Origin of the sequence: Streptomyces lunaelactis (assembly GCF_003054555.1) — a bacterium.
Classification (GTDB): Bacteria; Actinomycetota; Actinomycetes; order Streptomycetales; family Streptomycetaceae; genus Streptomyces; species Streptomyces lunaelactis.
The window spans coordinates 8,235,336-8,253,427 of sequence record NZ_CP026304.1; the positions used below are offsets into that span (position 1 = coordinate 8,235,336).

At 68.9% G+C, this 18,092-nt stretch carries 14 protein-coding genes and 1 pseudogene; 4 read left to right on the forward strand and 11 right to left on the reverse strand.

Annotated features, from left to right (window positions below):
- Nucleotides 1–539: 539 nt before the first annotated feature.
- On the forward strand, nt 540–2,456 hold the full coding sequence (locus tag SLUN_RS37625) for a galactose oxidase family protein (RefSeq protein WP_257153877.1): 1,917 nt from the start codon (nt 540–542) through the stop codon (nt 2,454–2,456).
- A 154-nt stretch (nt 2,457–2,610) separates the two neighbouring features.
- Here SLUN_RS37625 and SLUN_RS42175 read toward each other — a convergent pair whose 3' ends face one another.
- From SLUN_RS42175 to SLUN_RS40575, 3 genes and pseudogenes are all read right to left on the reverse strand, one after another.
- Complete coding sequence (locus SLUN_RS42175) at nt 2,611–3,309, reverse strand: winged helix-turn-helix domain-containing protein (RefSeq protein WP_306610741.1); 699 nt, start codon at nt 3,307–3,309, stop codon at nt 2,611–2,613.
- Nucleotides 3,310–3,330: 21 nt separating this feature from the next.
- Nucleotides 3,331–3,633: pseudogene (locus SLUN_RS37635) on the reverse strand (hypothetical protein); the annotation flags it as partial.
- Between the two features lie 88 nt (nt 3,634–3,721).
- Nucleotides 3,722–5,746, reverse strand: coding sequence for an ABC transporter ATP-binding protein (locus tag SLUN_RS40575; protein ID WP_217505591.1), 2,025 nt, complete (start codon nt 5,744–5,746; stop codon nt 3,722–3,724).
- 1,160 nt (nt 5,747–6,906) lie between these two features.
- On the opposite strand from SLUN_RS40575, the gene SLUN_RS37645 reads away from it, so the two are divergent.
- A complete protein-coding gene (locus SLUN_RS37645; RefSeq protein WP_108154330.1) occupies nt 6,907–7,671 on the forward strand; it encodes a hypothetical protein in 765 nt (254 codons plus the stop codon).
- Between the two features lie 40 nt (nt 7,672–7,711).
- Here the strand turns inward: SLUN_RS37645 and SLUN_RS41870 are convergent, their stop codons facing one another.
- The 3 genes from SLUN_RS41870 to SLUN_RS37655 all read right to left on the reverse strand — a co-directional run bounded on the left by SLUN_RS41870 (nt 7,712) and on the right by SLUN_RS37655 (nt 10,500).
- Entirely contained in the window at nt 7,712–7,846 is a 135-nt protein-coding gene (locus SLUN_RS41870) for a hypothetical protein (protein WP_257153878.1), read from the reverse strand.
- 400 nt (nt 7,847–8,246) lie between these two features.
- Nucleotides 8,247–9,833 carry a sensor histidine kinase gene (locus tag SLUN_RS37650; RefSeq protein WP_108154331.1) on the reverse strand — a complete coding sequence of 529 codons (1,587 nt, stop codon included), beginning with the start codon at nt 9,831–9,833 and terminating at the stop codon, nt 8,247–8,249.
- A complete protein-coding gene (locus tag SLUN_RS37655; RefSeq protein WP_108154332.1) occupies nt 9,817–10,500 on the reverse strand; it encodes a response regulator transcription factor in 684 nt (227 codons plus the stop codon). The genes SLUN_RS37650 and SLUN_RS37655 overlap by 17 nt, the downstream gene beginning before the upstream one ends.
- A gap of 94 nt (nt 10,501–10,594) precedes the next feature.
- On the opposite strand from SLUN_RS37655, the gene SLUN_RS37660 reads away from it, so the two are divergent.
- The gene (locus tag SLUN_RS37660) at nt 10,595–12,451 is read left to right on the forward strand and encodes a DUF2079 domain-containing protein (RefSeq protein ID WP_159100432.1); all 1,857 of its coding nucleotides are present in this window, start codon (nt 10,595–10,597) and stop codon (nt 12,449–12,451) included.
- Here the strand turns inward: SLUN_RS37660 and SLUN_RS39775 are convergent.
- The 3 genes from SLUN_RS39775 to SLUN_RS39780 form a co-directional block, all read right to left on the reverse strand.
- Complete coding sequence (locus SLUN_RS39775) at nt 12,379–13,026, reverse strand: hypothetical protein (RefSeq protein ID WP_159100433.1); 648 nt, start codon at nt 13,024–13,026, stop codon at nt 12,379–12,381. The two genes, SLUN_RS37660 and SLUN_RS39775, sit on opposite strands and share 73 nt — an antisense overlap.
- Nucleotides 13,027–13,069: 43 nt before the next feature.
- Nucleotides 13,070–13,435: a hypothetical protein gene (locus SLUN_RS37665; RefSeq protein ID WP_108154334.1), complete on the reverse strand. Its 366-nt coding sequence runs from the start codon at nt 13,433–13,435 to the stop codon at nt 13,070–13,072.
- A 1,064-nt stretch (nt 13,436–14,499) separates the two neighbouring features.
- Nucleotides 14,500–14,640: a hypothetical protein gene (locus SLUN_RS39780; RefSeq protein WP_159100434.1), complete on the reverse strand. Its 141-nt coding sequence runs from the start codon at nt 14,638–14,640 to the stop codon at nt 14,500–14,502.
- Between the two features lie 133 nt (nt 14,641–14,773).
- Here SLUN_RS39780 and SLUN_RS37670 point away from each other — a divergent pair, with 133 nt between their 5' ends.
- The gene (locus SLUN_RS37670; RefSeq protein WP_108155167.1) at nt 14,774–15,193 is read left to right on the forward strand and encodes a DUF4240 domain-containing protein; all 420 of its coding nucleotides are present in this window, start codon (nt 14,774–14,776) and stop codon (nt 15,191–15,193) included.
- Nucleotides 15,194–15,332: 139 nt separating this feature from the next.
- Here SLUN_RS37670 and SLUN_RS37675 read toward each other — a convergent pair whose 3' ends face one another.
- Both SLUN_RS37675 and SLUN_RS37680 read right to left on the reverse strand, forming a co-directional pair.
- On the reverse strand, nt 15,333–16,871 hold the full coding sequence (locus SLUN_RS37675) for a hypothetical protein (RefSeq protein WP_108154335.1): 1,539 nt from the start codon (nt 16,869–16,871) through the stop codon (nt 15,333–15,335).
- The gene (locus SLUN_RS37680; protein WP_108154336.1) at nt 16,871–18,052 is read right to left on the reverse strand and encodes an FAD-dependent monooxygenase; all 1,182 of its coding nucleotides are present in this window, start codon (nt 18,050–18,052) and stop codon (nt 16,871–16,873) included. Before SLUN_RS37680 ends, SLUN_RS37675 begins: the two co-directional genes overlap by 1 nt.
- Between the last annotated feature and the right edge of the window lie 40 nt (nt 18,053–18,092).

Sequence of the window (18,092 nt, forward strand, 5' to 3'; positions counted from 1 at the left end):
ACAACTCAGCCTCAAAGATCACCGACCGCCGTCAGGAACAATGCACCAACGCTGTCCTTGAACATGCACGAAGCCACGATCGGGCTGCCGAACCCCGGCAGCCGCCGGGGAAGGAGCCGGACAATCAGCGGCCGACCATGGGCGAAGCGCCGGAAAGGGTAAAGGGATTGCAAAGCTGCGGGATGATCGCGTCCGGGCACCGTCCTCGAGGTGTCACCTGCTGACGGTCGTCCGCGCCCGTGCGGCGTGGTGTCGGCCCTATTCCCCGTCTTGCGGAGGACAATGACATGACGCGTACGTCAAGGTTGTCCCGGATGTTCCGGCTCAGAGGCAGAGGTTTCGTGCTCCTGGCCCTGACGGCGGCCACGACCGCGCTTTTTCCGCTGGTCCCCTCTGTCGCAGGCCACGCAGGCCACGCAGGCCACGCAGGCCACGCAGGCCACGCAGGCCACGCAGCCCCCGCGCCGCACCTGCACTCGCCCCTCGGGCAGGCGGCACCGCCTGGCGCGCACCATCACGGGGCTCCTCCCGCTTCGGCGTTGGGGCCTGCCGCGCCCATCGGCGACCCCGAATCACCCGCACCCGTGGTCGACCTGGCGCGCAGCGGCTGGACGGCCACCGCCGGCGACGAAGAGACCGCGGCCGAGGAAGGCCGTGCCCACCTCGCCCTGGACGGCAACCCCAGCACCTTCTGGCACAGCAAGTGGTCAAACGGGCCCGCGTCATTGCCTCATAGCATCACCATCGACATGCACCGCACAGCCGTCGTATCGGGACTCACCTACCAGCCACGCCCCACCGACATCCCCAACGGCCGGATCGGCGCGTACTCCATTGCCACCAGCACCGACGGCTTAACCTTCGGTGCGCCTGTGGCCACGGGCACCTGGAAGGACGACGGCTTTGTCAAGAGCGCCACGTTCGCCCGGCCGGAAACCGCCCGTTTCGTGCGGTTGACCGCCACCAGCGAGGCCGGGGGGCGCGGACCGTGGTCCTCGGCCGCTGAACTGCACCTGAGTGGCCCTGCCAACCCCGCGGCCCACGGCGCGTGGGGACGGACGATCAGCTTCCCGCTGGTGCCGGTGGCCACCGCGGTACTGCCCAACAACAAGCTACTGGCCTGGTCCGCGTTCGCCACCGACGGCTTCGGCGGCAGCAACGGCTACACCCAGACCGCGATCATGGACCTGACCACCGGCGAGATCACCAGGCGGCGCGTCGACAACACGGGCCACGACATGTTCTGTCCCGGCACAGCGGTACTCAAAGACGGGCGTGTCCTGGTGACCGGCGGCAGCAACGACCGGCGCGCCAGCATCTACGACCCGGTCACCAACGAGTGGACCTCGACGACCGGTATGAACATCCCGCGCGGCTACCAGGCCATGACGCTGCTCTCCAACGGCGACGCGTTCGTTCTCGGCGGGTCCTGGAACGGTGGCATAGGCGGCAAGGACGGCGAGGTCTGGTCGGCTGCCAGCGGCACGTGGCGCAGACTGCCCGGCGTGCCGGTCAAAACCACCATGACAGACGACCCTGCGGGTCCCTACCGGGCTGACAACCACCAATGGCTGCACGCCATCTCCGGCGGACGGGTCCTGCACCTTGGTCCCAGCAAGCAGCTCAACTGGATCTCCACCCGGGGAGACGGCAGCATCACCCCGGCCGGCACCCGCGCGGACAGCACCGACGCGATGAATGGCAACGCCGTCGCCTACGACATCGGCAAGCTCCTCACCCTGGGGGGCGCCACTGCCTACGAGAAGGCCCCAGCCACCAACCGCGCCTACACCGTCGACCTGAACGGGGGGAAGAAGCCCATCAGCGCCCGCACCGGCGACATGTCTCACGCTCGGGCCTTCAGCAACAGCGTCGTCATGCCGGACGGAAAAGTCGCCGTCTTCGGAGGACAGTTCACCCCGGTGCCCTTCAGCGACGACCGTTCCGTCCTGACCCCCGAGATCTGGGACCCCGCAACCGGCCGCTTCACTCCGATGGCGTCCATGGCCGTACCCCGCAATTACCACAGCGTCGCCAACCTGCTCCCCGACGGGCGCATCTTCACCGGCGGCGGTGGCCTGTGCGGCGGCTGCACCACCAACCACCCCAATGGAGCGATCTTCACTCCCCCCTATCTACTCAACCCCGACGGCACCGAAAGGACCCGGCCCCGCCTGATCAGCACCATCCCCACCAGGACGGCCCACGGGGCGAGGCTGCCGGTCAGGACCGACACAGCCATCGCCTCCTTCGCCCTGGTACGAGCCGGAGCCGCGACCCACTCCACTGACAACGACCAGCGACGCGTTCCCCTGACCTACCGTCAGACAGGCACCCACGCCTACGAGCTCGCCATTCCCACCGACCCCGGCGTCGCACTGCCCGGCACCTACATGCTCTTCGCACTCGACATGCGAGGGGTCCCTAGTAAGGCGGCACTCCTCACCCTCAACTGACGGAACAGGCAGGACGGGGCAGCCGGTTGCAGCCATTCCACTCCTGCGCGAGATCCCCTGTCGATGCCATGGGCACTCCCGGCTTTCGCACGTGGTGCCGATAGGAACGGCTTACCGTCGTCCTGAACCATGTCGCGATGACGGCAACTCGCGCTCAGGCGTGCTTGTCTTTTGACGTACCGAATGGAGCCGGCTGCGTTCGCCGGACTTGAAGCAGGCCAGCGCGGCCATCGTGATGCGGCCGCGGGAGGCGCCATTGAACCGAACCACGGGTGTGCCCCCTCTGGGTGCCCGGGTGCGTCCTTGGTGCGACGTCATCGAGACGGCGGCTTCGTCCTCGAAGACCAGCCATGCCCCGAGCGCCTCCGCGGTGGCTTGCCCGGGGCCAGGTCTCCTTCACCCAGCCGGCCACCGCCGCATCGTCAGGTTCGGCCGCCCGCCGCGCAGGCTGCTGACACGACCAGCCATGCCGCTGCAGCAGCTCCCACACACTGTGGACCGACAACGACACCCCCTGCTGGTCCGCGACCAGCAGCCGCACCCGCGAGAGCGTCCACCGCTCTTCCGCCCAGCCCTGGGCCATCGCACCTTCCAGCAGGAGCAGTTCGAGCATGGCGAAGTCGCCGTCATCGACCTTCGGCCGCTTCGCAGGCCCCGAAGTCCGCAGTGTCGCTCGCCCTCTGTCCCGCCAGGACCGGCGCCACCTTTCCACCGACCGCACACTGACCCGCAGCCCTTTGGCTATCACCGAGTTCTGCTCATCCCGCTCAAAGCCGCCGACGGCGAGCATGCGCACCCGCTCCCGCGCAGCCTGACCCTGCGGAGTGAGACCACCACCCTGCGCATACCTCATGGCCACGAACTACCGCAGGGATCAAGTGATGTCACCCCCGAATACTCGACGGAAAGCTGAGTAACGCAGTGAGCCGAGTTGCCGGTGGGTGATGTGACAGCAGGCCAGTTTCAGGAACGCTTCGTCAATGTCGGGTCGGCGTTCCCAGCGGATGCGCAGGCGTCGGAAGCCGTGGAGCCAGGCGGAGGCGCGCTCGACCATCCAGCGGTAGATGCCCAGTCCGGTGCCGTGCCGCATGACTCGGCGTGCGAGGGCCGGCACGATGCCGTGGGCACGGACCCGGTCACGGTGGATGTCATGGTTGTAGCCCCGGTCGGCGAAGAGTGAGTCGGTGAACCGCCCCCGCGTCCACGTCGGCTGAGGACGGCCGGGCCGGACATGGCGGCAGCCACCCGACGGCCCGGCCCACAGGTCAGAGATCACGTGAGGGAGTGATCGTCGTCAGCGTTCCCGAGTCGACCTCGATGATGGTGTCGGCGTAAGAGGCCAGTCGCAGGTCGTGAGTGATGAGGAACGTGGTGCGCTCGGTGGTCAGGCGGCGAAGGGGTTCCGTGATTCGCTCCGCGGATTCGTCGTCCAGACCCGATGTGGGTTCATCAAGGACGAGGACCGGTGCGTCACGGATCATGGCACGCGCGATGGCGAGTCGGCGGCGTTCCCCTCCGGAGAGGAGCAGTCCCTGCCGACCGACCGACGCGGCGTACCCGTCGGGTAAGACGCTGATGAAATCGTGCGCGTCGGCGGCCTTGGCGGCCGCGGTGATCTGCGCATCGTCGGCGTCAGGGCGGCCGTAGGCGATGTTCTCTCGGATTGTCCCTTCGAAGAGCATGCTTTCCTGCGGCAGGAGGCACACGTTCTGGCGCAGTGATGCGGCCGTCATGTGGGCTATGTCCAGACCGTCGAGAAGAATGCGGCCGGCCGATGGAGCGTAGAAGCGTAGAAGGAGCTTGCCGATCGTGGACTTGCCGGCGCCGCTCGGTCCCGTGATCACAACGAGGTGACCGGGTGCGGCAGTGAGCGAGGCCTCCCACAGCGATGGCCGGGCCGCACCGGGATAGAAGAAGTCGACGCTTTCGAAGGCGATCGAGCCGCGGGCTGATGGGAAGGTGTCGGACGGGGTCGGCTGGTCGGGGCTCAGCGCGTGTGGAGTCTTCGGATGCCTGCCGGAGCCGCGGCGGGACCCAACGGTCGTGCGTCGCAGTCGGACGGTCTCCCGAAAGTGCGGGCCCCTCGCAGTCTTGTCACGGGGCATGCGTTCCGCAGGACCGTCCTGGACGGTGACGAGCCCGTCAGCGGGTGTGTCGACGGGGCGGGCTGCGAGCACCTCAAGGACGCGTTCCGCCGCGGCCGTCGCAGACGACATCTGGATCAGAAGTGCGCTGACCTGCTCCAACTGGGGATACACGCGCCCGATGTATGCCGAGAAGGCCAGGAGGCCGCCGATGGTGAGCCGATCGGCGGAGATCTGCCAGGCTCCGATGCCCATGATGAGCAGGACGCTGAAGGTTTCGACGAACCCGCTGAGGGGCCGATAGGCACCGTCCAGGAGCGCTTGGCGCAGATTCGCACGCATCCATGTCCGCCCTTCGCGGTGCACCCTCGCACGCTCCGCCTCCTGCCGGTTGTACGCCTGGACGACGGGCATGTTGACCAGGTTCTCTTCCAGAAGGGAGGCGAGCTGTCCGTTGCTGTCCCGCTCCTGCCGGGTCGCGGTCCGCATGCGCTTGGAGAATGCACGGGCGACCAGCCAGAACACGGGAGCGGCGACGACTGTCACCAGGGCGAGGGGCCAGCTGATCCAGAAGGCGGCGGCGGTGAAGAACACGATCTCGAACACGGCGGTGACTGCTGCTACCGGCGCGGAGGTGACCAGGGACTCCACTGCCTCGATGTCGCCGGTGAGCCTTGCCACCAGGTCTCCGATGCCACGCTTTCCGAAATAGTCCGGGGGCAGCTTCTGCAGATGCTGAAACGTGCGGTCACGCAACTGGAGCAGAAAGTGCTCACTCACCCAGTCGGCCAGATAGGACCCCGCGAATCCGGCCAGTCCACCGAGAACCGCCAGGGCGAGCCATGCCGCGGCGGGCAGCCAGAACGCAGAGACCCTGCCGGTGACAAGCACATTGTCAATGAGGTAGGAGACCAGCCCGATGGAGGCTGTCTGGAAGCCCGCGGAGAGTATGAGCAGCAACAAGGTTGCCGCCATGGCGGGTCTGTTCTTCCGGGCCAATGGCCAGAATTCCTTGAAGCTGGCAACAGGCGATGTTCTCGCATGACGGATTCGCTGTCCGCGCGTGCTTGCGGCTGCTGGCATGGCTGACTGGTTCATCTGGCGCGTATCACCGATGCTGGGTTGGAGTGCTGCGTTGGTAAATGTCGAGCCGTCCCCCGGCAAACCGTGGCCGCAGCAATTCATGCTGCGGCCACGGCTCTTCATCCAGGAGATCGGAGTTGATGGCCGTGAGGAGCGGTGACGGTATCAATCTCCGATTCCCCGTTCAGCGGACGGAGAGACCTCCGGCGCTGTCATCCGTGGGGCCAGCCATCGACACCGCCGGAATCTCTCGAATCCGCAGGACCGTTACCGGCGGCAGGCACCCCTGCCGCCGGCCGAGCGGCGCTGGCCACCGCCACACCCGCCACGCCCGACGCCCTGCTGGCCACGCCCGGCGCCCTGCTGGCCACGCCCGGCACCCTGCTGGCCACGCCCGGCACCTTGCTGGCGAAGCCCGAAGAAACCAAATTCCATGACTCATACTTCCTTTCGGTGTTGGATTTCAGGGGCCCTCAGACCCCACCTACCGGCCGCCTCGATTGACCACCATGGGTTGGTTAAACCGGCGACCGTCACCTGATAGTACGGACATGAAGCCAGAGGCACTCAATCGGAACTCAAAACATTCTTCTTTCTTCTGGCGGAGTGTTACTCCTGCAGCAGCACGTCGTGATCCGGACAACGCGGAAATGCTGGTCGCGATTCCCGCGACCAGCATTCCGTTGGTGAACTCGTTTTGTCCCCAGCACGACTCGAATCAGCGACCGAAAGGGTGCGGGGGCAGCGCCGTGGCGACGGGTATTCGTCTCCACCGGGATTTTCGGTGTCCGCTGTTCACGGCAGTGCCCTTGTTCACGAAAGTGCCTTCGATCAGACCCGATCCCAGGGAAGCGGTAGCCCCGCGTAGAAGGGTGTCCGGGTGTCCAGGTCGGGCCGACGGCCGGCCGCTCGAAGGGTCACGGTCGCCGCCATTGCCGCCACATCGGGAGATGACCGTGACCGCGTCGAGCAGGTGTCCCCCGCACCTGGTCCACGAAGGGCGGTCAACACGCAGGACACGCGCCGCGATGCCTTGAGTGCGCGGTGCCCGGCTGGCCCCTGACGGCACTGCGCGAAGCTCGGGCAGTCCGCCCAGCCGTCGACAAACTTACGGGCGCCGGCCAGGGTTTGACCATCCGTAGCGCCACATCACGCATACGCAATAAACTGTGCCGGAGGTCCTCCGGCCACCTGCACACCACCGGGTCTCGCAGCCCTGTCAACTGGTCGTCCAGCGCGGGAAGGTCTCGGCGCAGAGGGTGGCAGCGGACCGCGGAGGCCGAGTGAGTGACTTCGTCACTATGGAACGCCGTGGTGGAGAGCAGCCCTGCCCGTGGGCGCTTGCATCCCTGAAGGACCTGTCCGAAGAGGAACGCGCGGCGGTGGCGTGGATCGTCGCCGAGGCGGTGATGCGGCAGCGGTGCGGGCCCGTGGTCAAAGCCTTCGCGGCTTGGCGGTCTTTCAAGTTGTCCGGTACGGCGCTCAGCGACGTGGGACAGCAGTGGGTCACCGCGTTCGCTGAACCAGTCTTCAAGCCGAGTAAGGCGACAGAGGTGCCCCAAGGTGTTCCGGGGCACGTGGGGGAGTGGCTGTGGTACCTGCTGGCGCTGGAGAGCGCGGATGTGCCGACGCGGGTGAAGGAGTACCAGGCGGTACCGAAGGACTACGTGATTGACGCCGGGGCGGACGGCTTGGTCATCTACAGATCAAACAACGGAACTGGCCCGGAACTGCTATTTCGGCTCTGGGAGATGAGGAAGTACACCGGTGGGCAGGAGTCGATCTCCGGCACGGTTACCGGGGCCTGGCAGCAGTTGTCGAAGCACGGAACCCGGTGTGTGATCTCCCAGGTGGCGTGGGCGGACAAGCATGTCTCAGGGGACGTGGGCGCGTTCGTCAGTCAGCTGCCCGAGCTACGGCTGACTGGAGACGTCAGCAGCGGTGCCGGGGTGAGCGTGGCCACCAACAGCTCCGCCGCCCCCAGGAGAGCATTCAGCACCGCACACACATACCTCACCTGGCGCACGCCGGGCAGCTGGAGGGCCTGATCATCGCTGTCGACGACTTCTCCGACTTCGCCACTCACGTTCAGGAGCTGGTGTGGACCGCACCGTAGACCCGCAGGTCCTCGCGATCGCGCTCGGCGAGCACGAAGCGGGGCTGCTGCCGACTCCGGACGAGCTTGCCGAGTTGATCGCACGGGTCGAAGTCGGTGCGATCCACGCCGGGTTCGTCGTTTCCGAGGACTTGCTGGGGAACTGCCTGGTATCTACACGGCGTTGCTGCGGCTGCAGAAGGCACCGCTGTGTACGACCCGGTCGCCGCGATGCCTTCCTTTCCCACTCGAACGACCAGCGGTACGAACATCGTCACCCGCTCCAGCACGATGGGTGCCGTGGCTCCCATCAAGACGGCCAACCAGGCCGACATCGCCGCGGGGGAGGTCCGAGTAACAGCTGCCGCGACCCCGCCGCCGATGGCGATCCTGTGGCCGTTCCCAAGGCTCTGAGCTTTGCTCTGAATCCCATCTCAACTGACCCACGGCTCTTGACTATTGCTCGGCTACTTCGGTGCGGTGGCGCTGTACTACGCGCCTGTTACCGCAGCGAGTCGATGAAGGCGCCTACGGGGCTGAGCCCTGCCCGCCGGCCCTCGGCGCCCGGGCTCGCGGCAGCTGGGTCCGCAGCGTCGCACCCGGCGTGCGGTCGGTGATGGTGAGGATGCCACCGTGGCGCAGCGCGATCTCGCGGGCTATGGGCAGGCCGAGGCCGGTGCCGCCGGTGGCGCGGGCGCGGGCGTCGTCGAGGCGGATGAAGCGCTCGAACACACGGTCTCGTTCGGCGGGTGGGATGCCTGGACCGTCGTCCGAGATGTCGATCACCACCCTGTCGGTGGCGTCGTCGGTGGTGAGCCTGAGCATGACCGCGACGGCGGCGTGCCGGCAGGCGTTGTCCAGCAGGTTGCGCAGCAGGCGTTCCAACTGGAGCGCGTCGCCCGGCACCACGGCGGGGGCGCCTGTTCCAGCGTCGCGGCGCAGGGTGAGCTCCAGGCCGTCGGCGGAGGGCAGATGCCGGTATTCGCGCACCAGGTCCTCGGCGAGCGCGGCGAGATCCACCGCAGGAGCGTCGGCGGCCGGAACTGCGGCGCCACCGACGGCGTTGGCGTCGGTGGCATCCAGTCGGGCGAGCAGCAGCAGATCCTCAGCCAGCGCCTGGAGGCGTATGACATCGGGAGTGGCGTCCTCGACGACCGATGGCCAGTCCACGCCCTGCGGGCGACGCGACGCCGACTCCAGCTGTGCGCGCAGCCCGGCGAGCGGGCTGCGCAGTTCGTGGGCGGTGTCTGCGACGAACTGCCGTTGCAGCGCGGAGGATTGTTCGAGGCGGTCGAGGGTGGCATTGGTGGTGCGGGCCAGCCGGGCGATCTCGTCGTCCTGGTCGGCGTCCGGCGCAGGCACACGCTGGTCGAGGGAGCTGGCGGTGATCTCCTCAAGGCGCCGGCGGATCGCCTCGACGGGCCGCAGCGCGCGCCCGGCGGCGATCTGGGTGAGGGCTCCGGTCAGCAGCCCGATGGTGGGAACGCCGTTGGTGGCCATGATCCAGAACCAGTTCAGGTCCTGAAGGGCGGGAATGTACATCGCCCGGTCCTGCGCGTAGATCACGAGGATCAGAAGCAGGGACGCGACGGCACCCGATGTCAGGGCGAGTCGTCCGCGCAGCGGGATGCGGCGTTGACCGCGGCCGAACGCCGCCCACGCGACCGCTCCGACGAGAAGGGCGGCGGTCGGGGCGCCGATGGTCAGGCCCCAGGGGGCGGATACGTCAGGCCCGTTGTAGCTGTGCAGCCACTGGGTGTTGGTGAAGAGCAGGACGAATGCCATGCCGGTGGCGGCGCCGGCGGTGCGGAGCCGGACGACGTGCAGCTCGCCGCGGCTCGCGAGCCAGCAGACGGCCCCGACGAACACCGCGCCGAGCGCGTACCCGGCCTCGAGCAACTGCGTCTGAGGCCCGGTCCGGCCGCTCAGACGGTCCGGGGGCCACGCGGCAAGCGGCCCCGCGGCCCCGTCGCTGAGGTACTGCAGCCAGGCCGCCGCCGTGGTTACGGGCACCGCGGCCGCGACAGCTGCGGCCCATGCCGGGCGCGGCGGCAGCCAGGTGTGCCGGTCACGCGCGGCCGTACGCACCGCGTGCCGGTCACGCACGGCCGTCACCGGCGATCCGGTAGCCGCCGCCGCGCACCGTCTCGATGGTGTCCCGGCCGAACGGCGCGTCGATTTTCCGCCGCACCGCGCTGACATACACCTGGACGATGTTCGGGTCGCCCGTGAAGTCCGCCGACCACACCTCGTCCAGCACGTCGTACTTGGCGACCACTTCGTCCATGCGCTCCATCAGGCACCACAGCACGCCGAACTCCTTCGGCGTCAGCGCGATCGTCTCGCTGCGCCGCCCGCACGTCCGCCGCGCCGGGTCGAGCCAGAGGTCGCCGCACGTCAGCTGAGCCGCGACGGTCCGGGCCCCGCCGCGCCGCAGCAGTGCACGCAGCCGGGCCTCCAGAACCACGTACGAGAACGGCTTGGCGAGATAGTCGTCCGCGCCGCAGTCGAGCCCCTCCGTCTCGTCGTACTCGCCGTTCTTGGCGGTCAGCATCAGGATCGGCACGTCGTGGCGCTCGGCCCGCAGCCGGGAGCACACCTGGTAGCCGTTGAGGCCGGGCAGCATGATGTCGAGCAAGATCGCGGCGTAGCGGTGCTCCCGCGCCAGATGCAGTCCGCTCACTCCGTCGTGCGCGAGATCGACGGCGTAGCCGGCGGCCGTCAGCCCCCTGCGCAGGGACTGGGCGAGCCGCACCTCGTCCTCGATCACCAGTACTCGCACAGGCCCCAGTATGGGTGGCAGGAACAGCGGCGCTCTGAAGAAATCCTCAGCCTCCTTCAGCGGATCCTCAGCGCCGGTCGGCCAGGCTCCGCGCATGCTTCCGGCCGCACCACCGCCCCTGCGCACCGCGTCCGCCCGCCCGCGCCACGATCGCCGTACGCCTGTGCTCGTCGCCGCGGCGGTCTTCGCCGTGTACACCGTCTTCGCGCTCCGCCTGCACGCTGTCTTCGGCACCACCGGTTACGACCTGGGCATCTTCGAACAAGCCGTCCGGTCGTACGCCGCCGGTGACCTGCCCGACTCCGAGATACGCACCGCGAGCGCTCCGGTCGGCTTCACGGACGACGCATTCCCGCTGTTCGCCGATCACTTCCACCCCGTCCTGGCGGTCCTTGCGCCGCTCTACCGGCTCCTCCCGCACCCCGAACTGCTCCTCGTCGTCCAGGCCGCCCTGATCGCGGTCTCCGCATACGCCGTCTCGCGCGCCGCGGCCCGCCATGTCCCGCACCCGGCGGCGGGACCGGTGCTCGGCGCGGCGTACGCCTTCTCCTGGGGGCTGCAGCAGCTGATCGGCTTCGATTTCCACGAGGTCGCATTCGCCGTACCGCTGCTGGCCCTGGCAGGCGCCGCCTACCTGAACGGACGCTGGGCGGCGGCCGCTTGGTGGGCCGGCGGACTGATCCTGATCAAGGAAGACCTGGGCGCCACGCTGCTTGTCCTCGGTCTGCTGCTGTGGCGACACCACCGCCGGGCCGGGGCGGCGCTCTGCGTCCTCGGGCCGGTGAGTTCAGCGCTGGCCGTCCTGCTGGTGATCCCGGCCTTCGCGCCGGACGGCGCGTACGCCTATGCCACGTTCGGCGACGACCCTCTTGCGGCCCTCGACGGCTGGGGCATCAAAGCCGCCACGATCGTCCTGCTGCTGGGCATCACCGCCGGACTGTCCCTGCTCAGTCCCCTCGTCCTGCTGGCCGTCCCCACGCTGGCCTGGCGCTTCCTGTCGCCCAACACCGCCTACTGGGGCCCAGAACACCACTACTCGGCGGTCCTGATGCCGATCGTCTTCCTCGCCCTGATCGACGCGGTGCGCCGACTGCCGGACCGGGGGAACGGCAAGGCGGGAAGCTCGCTTGTCCGCCGCGGGCTGGCCGTTCCCGCGCTTGTCGCCGTACTCCTGCTGCCTGCTCTTCCGTTCCGGGACCTGGCCGACCCCGGTTTCTGGCGGGACAGCCCCCGCCGGTCGGCCACCCGGGCGGCGCTCGCCCTGATCCCGGACGGCGCGCGGGTCGCCGCGAGCAACCACCTCGCGCCGCATCTGACCAACCGTGCCACGGTCCATCTGGCGACCCACGGCGTATTCGACCGGCGCCCCGACCTCGGCTGGCTGATCGCCGACACGAACGAGCCCTGGCCGCCGGGCGGAGTCCCCGCCGCCCTGCGCGACGCCGAAGCGCGCGGCTGGCGCACGGTCTACGCACGCGACGGTGTGGTGATCCTGCGGCCGGACGGTCCCGCCGGACCGGCAGCCGTCAGCCGCGGTCGCCGGCAGCGCCGCGTCACGTCAACGCAGCCCGCCAAGGACGTCGCCGACGTGATGGACCGGTTCCGGGCCGACCCAGACGTGGCTTACTCGAAAGAGCGGTGGGTGGCCGACTTCACTTACGTGGCCACCTGGTCCGGGATCGTCTACGTCGCGTTTGTCGTCGACGTGTTCTCCCGGGCGATCGTCGGCTGGTCCGCGTCCGCCAGCAAACGGGCGAAGCTCGTCCTCGATGCTTTGGACATGGCCTTGTGGCGTCGGGACCGTGCCGGGAACTCCCGCTGGCCCGGGGCTGGTTCATCAGGGCCTGCACCTCGGCCGGTAGGGCAAAGACCTGGCGCCTACACGCCGGGCGGTTCGGCTGCCTCGTTCTCCAAGTCAAAGGCCTCCAAGGCCGCTTCCATCTCCTGCTGAGCGCGGTACATGTATTCGTGGGGCGACTCGCTCGCCTCGGTCCAGTCGGCCTTCGGCTTGGGCAGCCTCGTTCGGTCCAGACGTGCTTCCAGACACTGCCGGATGTCGTTGTGGGAGAGATGGTGAACGGCTGTCACGCTCTCATCCCCGTGCATCCCACGGGCCATGGAGGCTCCGACGATCATGTGTACGGAAGCGCTGAGACGTGCCCGAACGCGGCGGTCACGGAAGGCCAACACCGCGGTGAGACAGTCCTCGGTGAACTCGAACTGAGCCCCGTAGCCGTGTGGAAATCGCCCATCGGTCCCGGGTAGTAGCCGGTGAACATCGCGGCCACGGTGATCGCGAAGCTGATCAAGGTGAGGGTGAGCGACTGCCAGGGTCAGTTCCTTGCCGGTATCCAGGGCAGCGATCGTGGTCGTGGCGGCAGGGCCAACCATGATGAGGCCCTGCAGGCTGTTGTGGATCCGTCGGTACCTGCGGCTGTCCGATTGAGATTGGTCGATGACGACGGCGACTTCCTCGCGGTAGAGCTTGCGCCGCTCGTCCAGGCCAGAGCGAAGGTCCGCCTTCACCTTCCACAGCTTCCTTCTCCCCCTCGAGGGGAGATTTTCGGCTTCAGGAAACCCGTTTGATCGTCCAGGTGTTGGGGTCATGGCTGGGCACTGCTGAGTACTGGCAGGCGCCGCTGTAGAAGCGGTTCACCTGCACCCAGCCCGCCGGGGGCAGTGTGGAGGCGCAGGCGTTCACGGTGGAGCCGATCGGCATGCCGGAGACCTGCTGGATTTTCTTCATATTGGGGTTGAACGTGGTGCCGCACGCCCAGCTGTTCCACCACTGCACATCGACCCAGCCGGACGGCGTCAAGGAGCTCGAGCACATGGTCGCGGTGTCGCCGGGGGAGGCCGAGGCCCATGACCCGGGGAGCGCGACGCATGCGGCAGCGGTCAGCAGGGCCAGCAAGGCCGAACGGAGACGGACCATGGTGGTACCTCCAGATTCATCGATCTCTATGCGCGAACTCCACAATCAATACCGTTCCTCCGTATGTGAAGAATAGTCAGTTGTCGGACTGAGCTCATCGTGACCGAAAAACGGGTGCCGCCCATGATCGCTGGCTCCGCCTCCTCCGGCGCCCGGTGCGTCGCCTCACGAGGTATGCGTGGTCTGCGAGATGGGCATTCCTCCTGGGCTGCAGGTATGCAGTGGGACTGTTGATGGTCGCCGACGTCCTCGACATCGCCGTCGGCGTGCTGGCGGTCCTCGTCGTGCGCCGGCTTACCCGGCTGCGGTTGCGGAGGGCGGCTTGAACTGGGCCCGGCCATGACAGACGGCCGAGGCTTCCGGACAGCCCGCATGAGGTGCTCGGCGCACTTTGACCGACGAAAGCCCGCTTGTTGCTTCCCGGTGGTGGATGTGACGCAGCCTTCCGCTCACTCCGTCAGGTCGTGGCAGACCGGTGCGAGCGCCCCGTGTACTCACCGGCGTCTGAGTACGGGACTGCCATGCGGGTTGGCGCTGTGTCAGCGAGACGATCGGCCAGCTGCCGGGCGGTGATCAGGGACGCGCGGTCCCGCACCGGACCGTGCCTGATGCTGGCGGGCAGGGAACTGTCAGTGGGCGCCGCTACGGTCGTCGTATGACCACAACCACCTCTGACAGTTCGGACTCCGCCTGGCTTCTGCAGGTCACGATCGCCTCAGCGCCCGCTGGCCCGGCTCGTTCCTCGGCATCTTCGACGCCCGGGCCCTGCACACCCTGCAGTGCCTGTACGACGCTACCCGGCGCTTCGGCCAGGGTGTATCTCGAGCCCGTGGCGGTCCCCGCCTCCTGGACGGGACCGTCGTTCACCGGCCCGGACCTCGCCGCCCTGGCGGCACCGCGCCGATGCCGGGCGTCCCCTCGGACAGCTGCCCCTCGCATAGTTCGGCCCGCGGGGCCACGGCACCGTACGGCGGTCGTGACAGGGAATGAGCGACTCCGGATCGGTGCGGCACAACTGCCGCCCATCTGAGGCCAGTTGGGTCTGACGGAAGCAGCGTTCCTTACTACCGGTGGCGCCACAGGCCGTGGACTTTCTCCATGTCCGCTTCGAGTACGTCGCCCGGGTCGCCCGGGTCGTCCGGCAGGTCGAGGCCGAGGCGGGTGGCCGCCTGCCGGAACGCGGGGAGGATGCCGGGATCGGACACATCAAGATGATCAAACGCCAGATGTTCGGACGAGCCAAGCTCCTCTTGCTCCGCAAGCGCGTCCTCCTGACGGCAGCAGGAACAGGGGGACACCGCAGCCGTAGTGTCAGACCGGTGCGTCATGCTCACCGGCATGAACGAAGACGCCTTCTGGCAGCTCATCGAAGAGTGCAGGCCCACGGGACCGGACCCTGACGCCGAACGGCTTGCAGGTGAATTGACCGACCGCCTTGCCCAGTCCCCGATGTTCGTGGTCACCGGCTTCGCCGAACAGCTGTCATGGACGCTCTACCGTCTGGAACGCAAGGAACACGGAGAGGGCCTGTCCGGCGACGCCTTCCTCTACACACGCTGCGCGGTCGTTGCCGCCGGCCGCACCGCGTTCGAAAGCGTCATGCAAGACCCTGCGAACTTTGTCCCGTACGCCACCGGCCAGATCTGGGCCGAGAGCCTGCTCTACACACCGGACCATGCATACGAACGCATCACCAGCGAGAGCTGGGACCGCAACACCCGCTACTCCTATGAGTCGTACTCGAACACCGAGGGCTGATCCGACTTCCGACAACGGATCCTCAGCACTTCGGGAGGCGCTCAGCCAGGGCCGTGCTTGCGGCTCTTGACCAGTCCGGTGGATCGGGGGGGGCGAGTCGTCCATGCGCTCATGGTGGAGCGCTCGCCGGGGCGGCCCGTCAGTCCTTCGGCCTCGCCGACGCCTTGGCGCAGAGGTACGGACGCGCGAGCAGCAGGCCGGTGCCGGTCATGGCGATGCCGAAGTAGACCGGCGCGAGGTGGATGAAGTCCGTGTAGTGAATCGCGCCGTGCACCACGACAGCCGGCAGGAAGCCGGCGGCCGCCGCCGCGGCCAGGGTCCAGAACACCCAGGCCTCACCCCGCCGCCAGCCCCACGCGCTGAGCAGCGTGATCGCCACCGCGGCGGACATCAGGGCGCCGCCGAACCCCGCGCGGTCGTGGGCGACGAACGGCACAAGCCAGGGATTCACGGCTTCCAGCGTCTGCGTGCTGGTGCCCAGGAAGACCAGATCGGTCGGCACGAAGACACCGGTAAGACCGACCACCGAGATCACCGCTCCGCCGGCAAACAGCCCCGCTCCTGTGACGATCAGCAACAGCTGGCCGGCCAGCGCCCGTCGGCGCTCCGGCTCTGGACCCTCGGGCGCCAGGCGCCACCGCGGTGCGTGCGGGGTCCGACGGACCGCGGCCACGAACATCGGGAACAGCACGATGGTGGTGGCCGTGTGCAGGGGTTCCACGAATCCGGTGGCCAGGAAGTAGAACAAGGTGGGGAAGCCGATCGACCCCGAGAGCAGATACACCTCGCGCGCCCAGGGCCAGCCGCGTCTGATCCCGCCCACGGCGAGGCCGGTGTAGAGGGCGCCGATCGCCACCATCGTGCCGGCCATGGTGATCCTGTCGTGCTGGAGGAAGTGCACGAGGTGGTGGTTGGCGGCATGCAGTTCGTGCAGCGTCATGCCGAGGTAGTCACGGTCGTACCAGAGCAGCACCGGCCCGAGCGTGATCGCCGCGGCGCCGAGTCCGGCGCCCGTCATACCGAGCCCGACGAGCAGCGCCCACCACCAGGCGGGCCAGCGGCGGGGATCGCGGCCGACGTCCCGTAGCACCGGAGCGGGCGCGGTGGGCGTGGCTGCCTCGGTGACCCGTGCGAACCAGCCGGGTCCGGCCGCGACAAGCACCCCGGGCCGGGCGAGCACGACGACGCCCGGCTCCTCGAGCGCAGCGGCCGCGGCGGTGACGGACGGGTCGGACACACGGACCACGTGCGGGTCGTCGCTGCTGGTGAAGCCGTCGACATGGGGCTTGAGGGCGGCCTCGGCCTCCGGGTCGCAGGCGCGGACAACCAGCGGGATCGAGCGGCCGGCAGCAGCTTCGCGTACGGTCTCCGCGTCGGCCACCGAGACGGGCGACACCTCGACGACACCGGCCCCGAGCGGGGGCATGGCGCGTACCGCCTCGCGGGCGAGTGAGGGCGGCACGGATATGCCGACGCGGACGGTCACGGGCACCCCGGCGATCTCGCCGGCGAGCCGCTCGGGCGGATGACGGTGGCCGAACCCGCGGGCGATCAGCCGCGCGCCGGCGCGACGGGAGCCGATCGAGGCCAGCAGCCGCAGTGCGGTGCGCTGCGAACGGCGCCGGCCCAGGACGGCAGCGGCCGCGCCGCGCAGCGGGTGATATGTCCAGTCCGGCATCAGTGGCTCTCGCTCTCTGTTGCGGTCACCGGGTCACCGGGCGCGGTCCAGCCGAGTACTGGCGTCATGGAACGCAGCGTCGCCCGCGTCGGCGTGAGCCGGGCGGCCGTGTCGCGCAGCAGCACCGCGGGCGGCCACGACAGCTGGCCGACTGCGCCGAGGCGGGCGGAGCGGCGCGTGATGGCCTGGGTCCGCGGGCGGCGCAGCAGGTCGTACGAGCGGAGCGCGGCGGCCACGTCCGGGGTGCCGTCGAGGCAGTGGGCGAGGGTTACCGCGTCCTCCAGCGCCTGGCACGCGCCTTGGCCGAGATTAGGGGTCATGGCATGGGCTGCGTCGCCCAGCAGTGCGACCCGGCCGCGGACGAAGGAGGGCAGCGGCGGCAGGTCGTACAGGTCGTGTCGGAGCACCGCGTCCGCGGGGACAGCGGCCAGTAGGGCGGGGATGGGATCCGGCCAGGACCCGAACCGGCGCAGCAGTTCGGCGTATTCGGACGAGCCGGAGGCTGCTCCCGCCGGCAGCGACGCGGTCGCGAAGCAGTACATCCGCCCGCCCGGCAGCGCCGTGTAGCCGAGCCTCGCCCCGCGTCCCCAGGTCGCGGCGCCCTCGGAGGGTGGCTCGGCGAGGGGCTCGGTGACCATGCGCCAGGCGGTGTAACCGGCGTACCGGGGGCCGGCCGCGTCGGGCCACAGGGCGCGGCGGACCGCGCTGCGCAGCCCGTCGGCGCCGACCACGAGGTCGGGCCGGGACTCGCCCCTCCGGTGATCGACAACCAGGCAGCGGCGGTCCTCGCGGACCGCGGACACCTCGCTGCCCGACCGCAGGCTGCCCGCGGGCAGCGCCTCGGTGAGCGTCCGCAACAGGTCCGCGCGGTGCAGGACCACCAGGGGATGGCCGAAGCGGCGTGCCAGCTCCGCGTTGTCCGTACGGGACAGCCAGCGGCCCCGGCGGTCGCGCACCCCGCCTGTGGCCTCGACGGCGCCGAGTGCCCGGACGGAGCCGGCCAGGCCGAGGACCTCGAGTGCGTGGAGCGCGTTCGGCCACAAGGAGATGCCGGCGCCGAGCTCAGTGAACTCCGGGGCCCGTTCCAGCACTTCGACGCGCCAGCCCCGGCGGTGCAGGGCGATGGCCGCCGCGAGGCCGCCGATCCCGCCGCCGACAATGGTCGCGGCGCGTTGCGGCATGGGTCCTCGCTCTGGTTCGGGGGCGCCGCTCCGGGGGCGG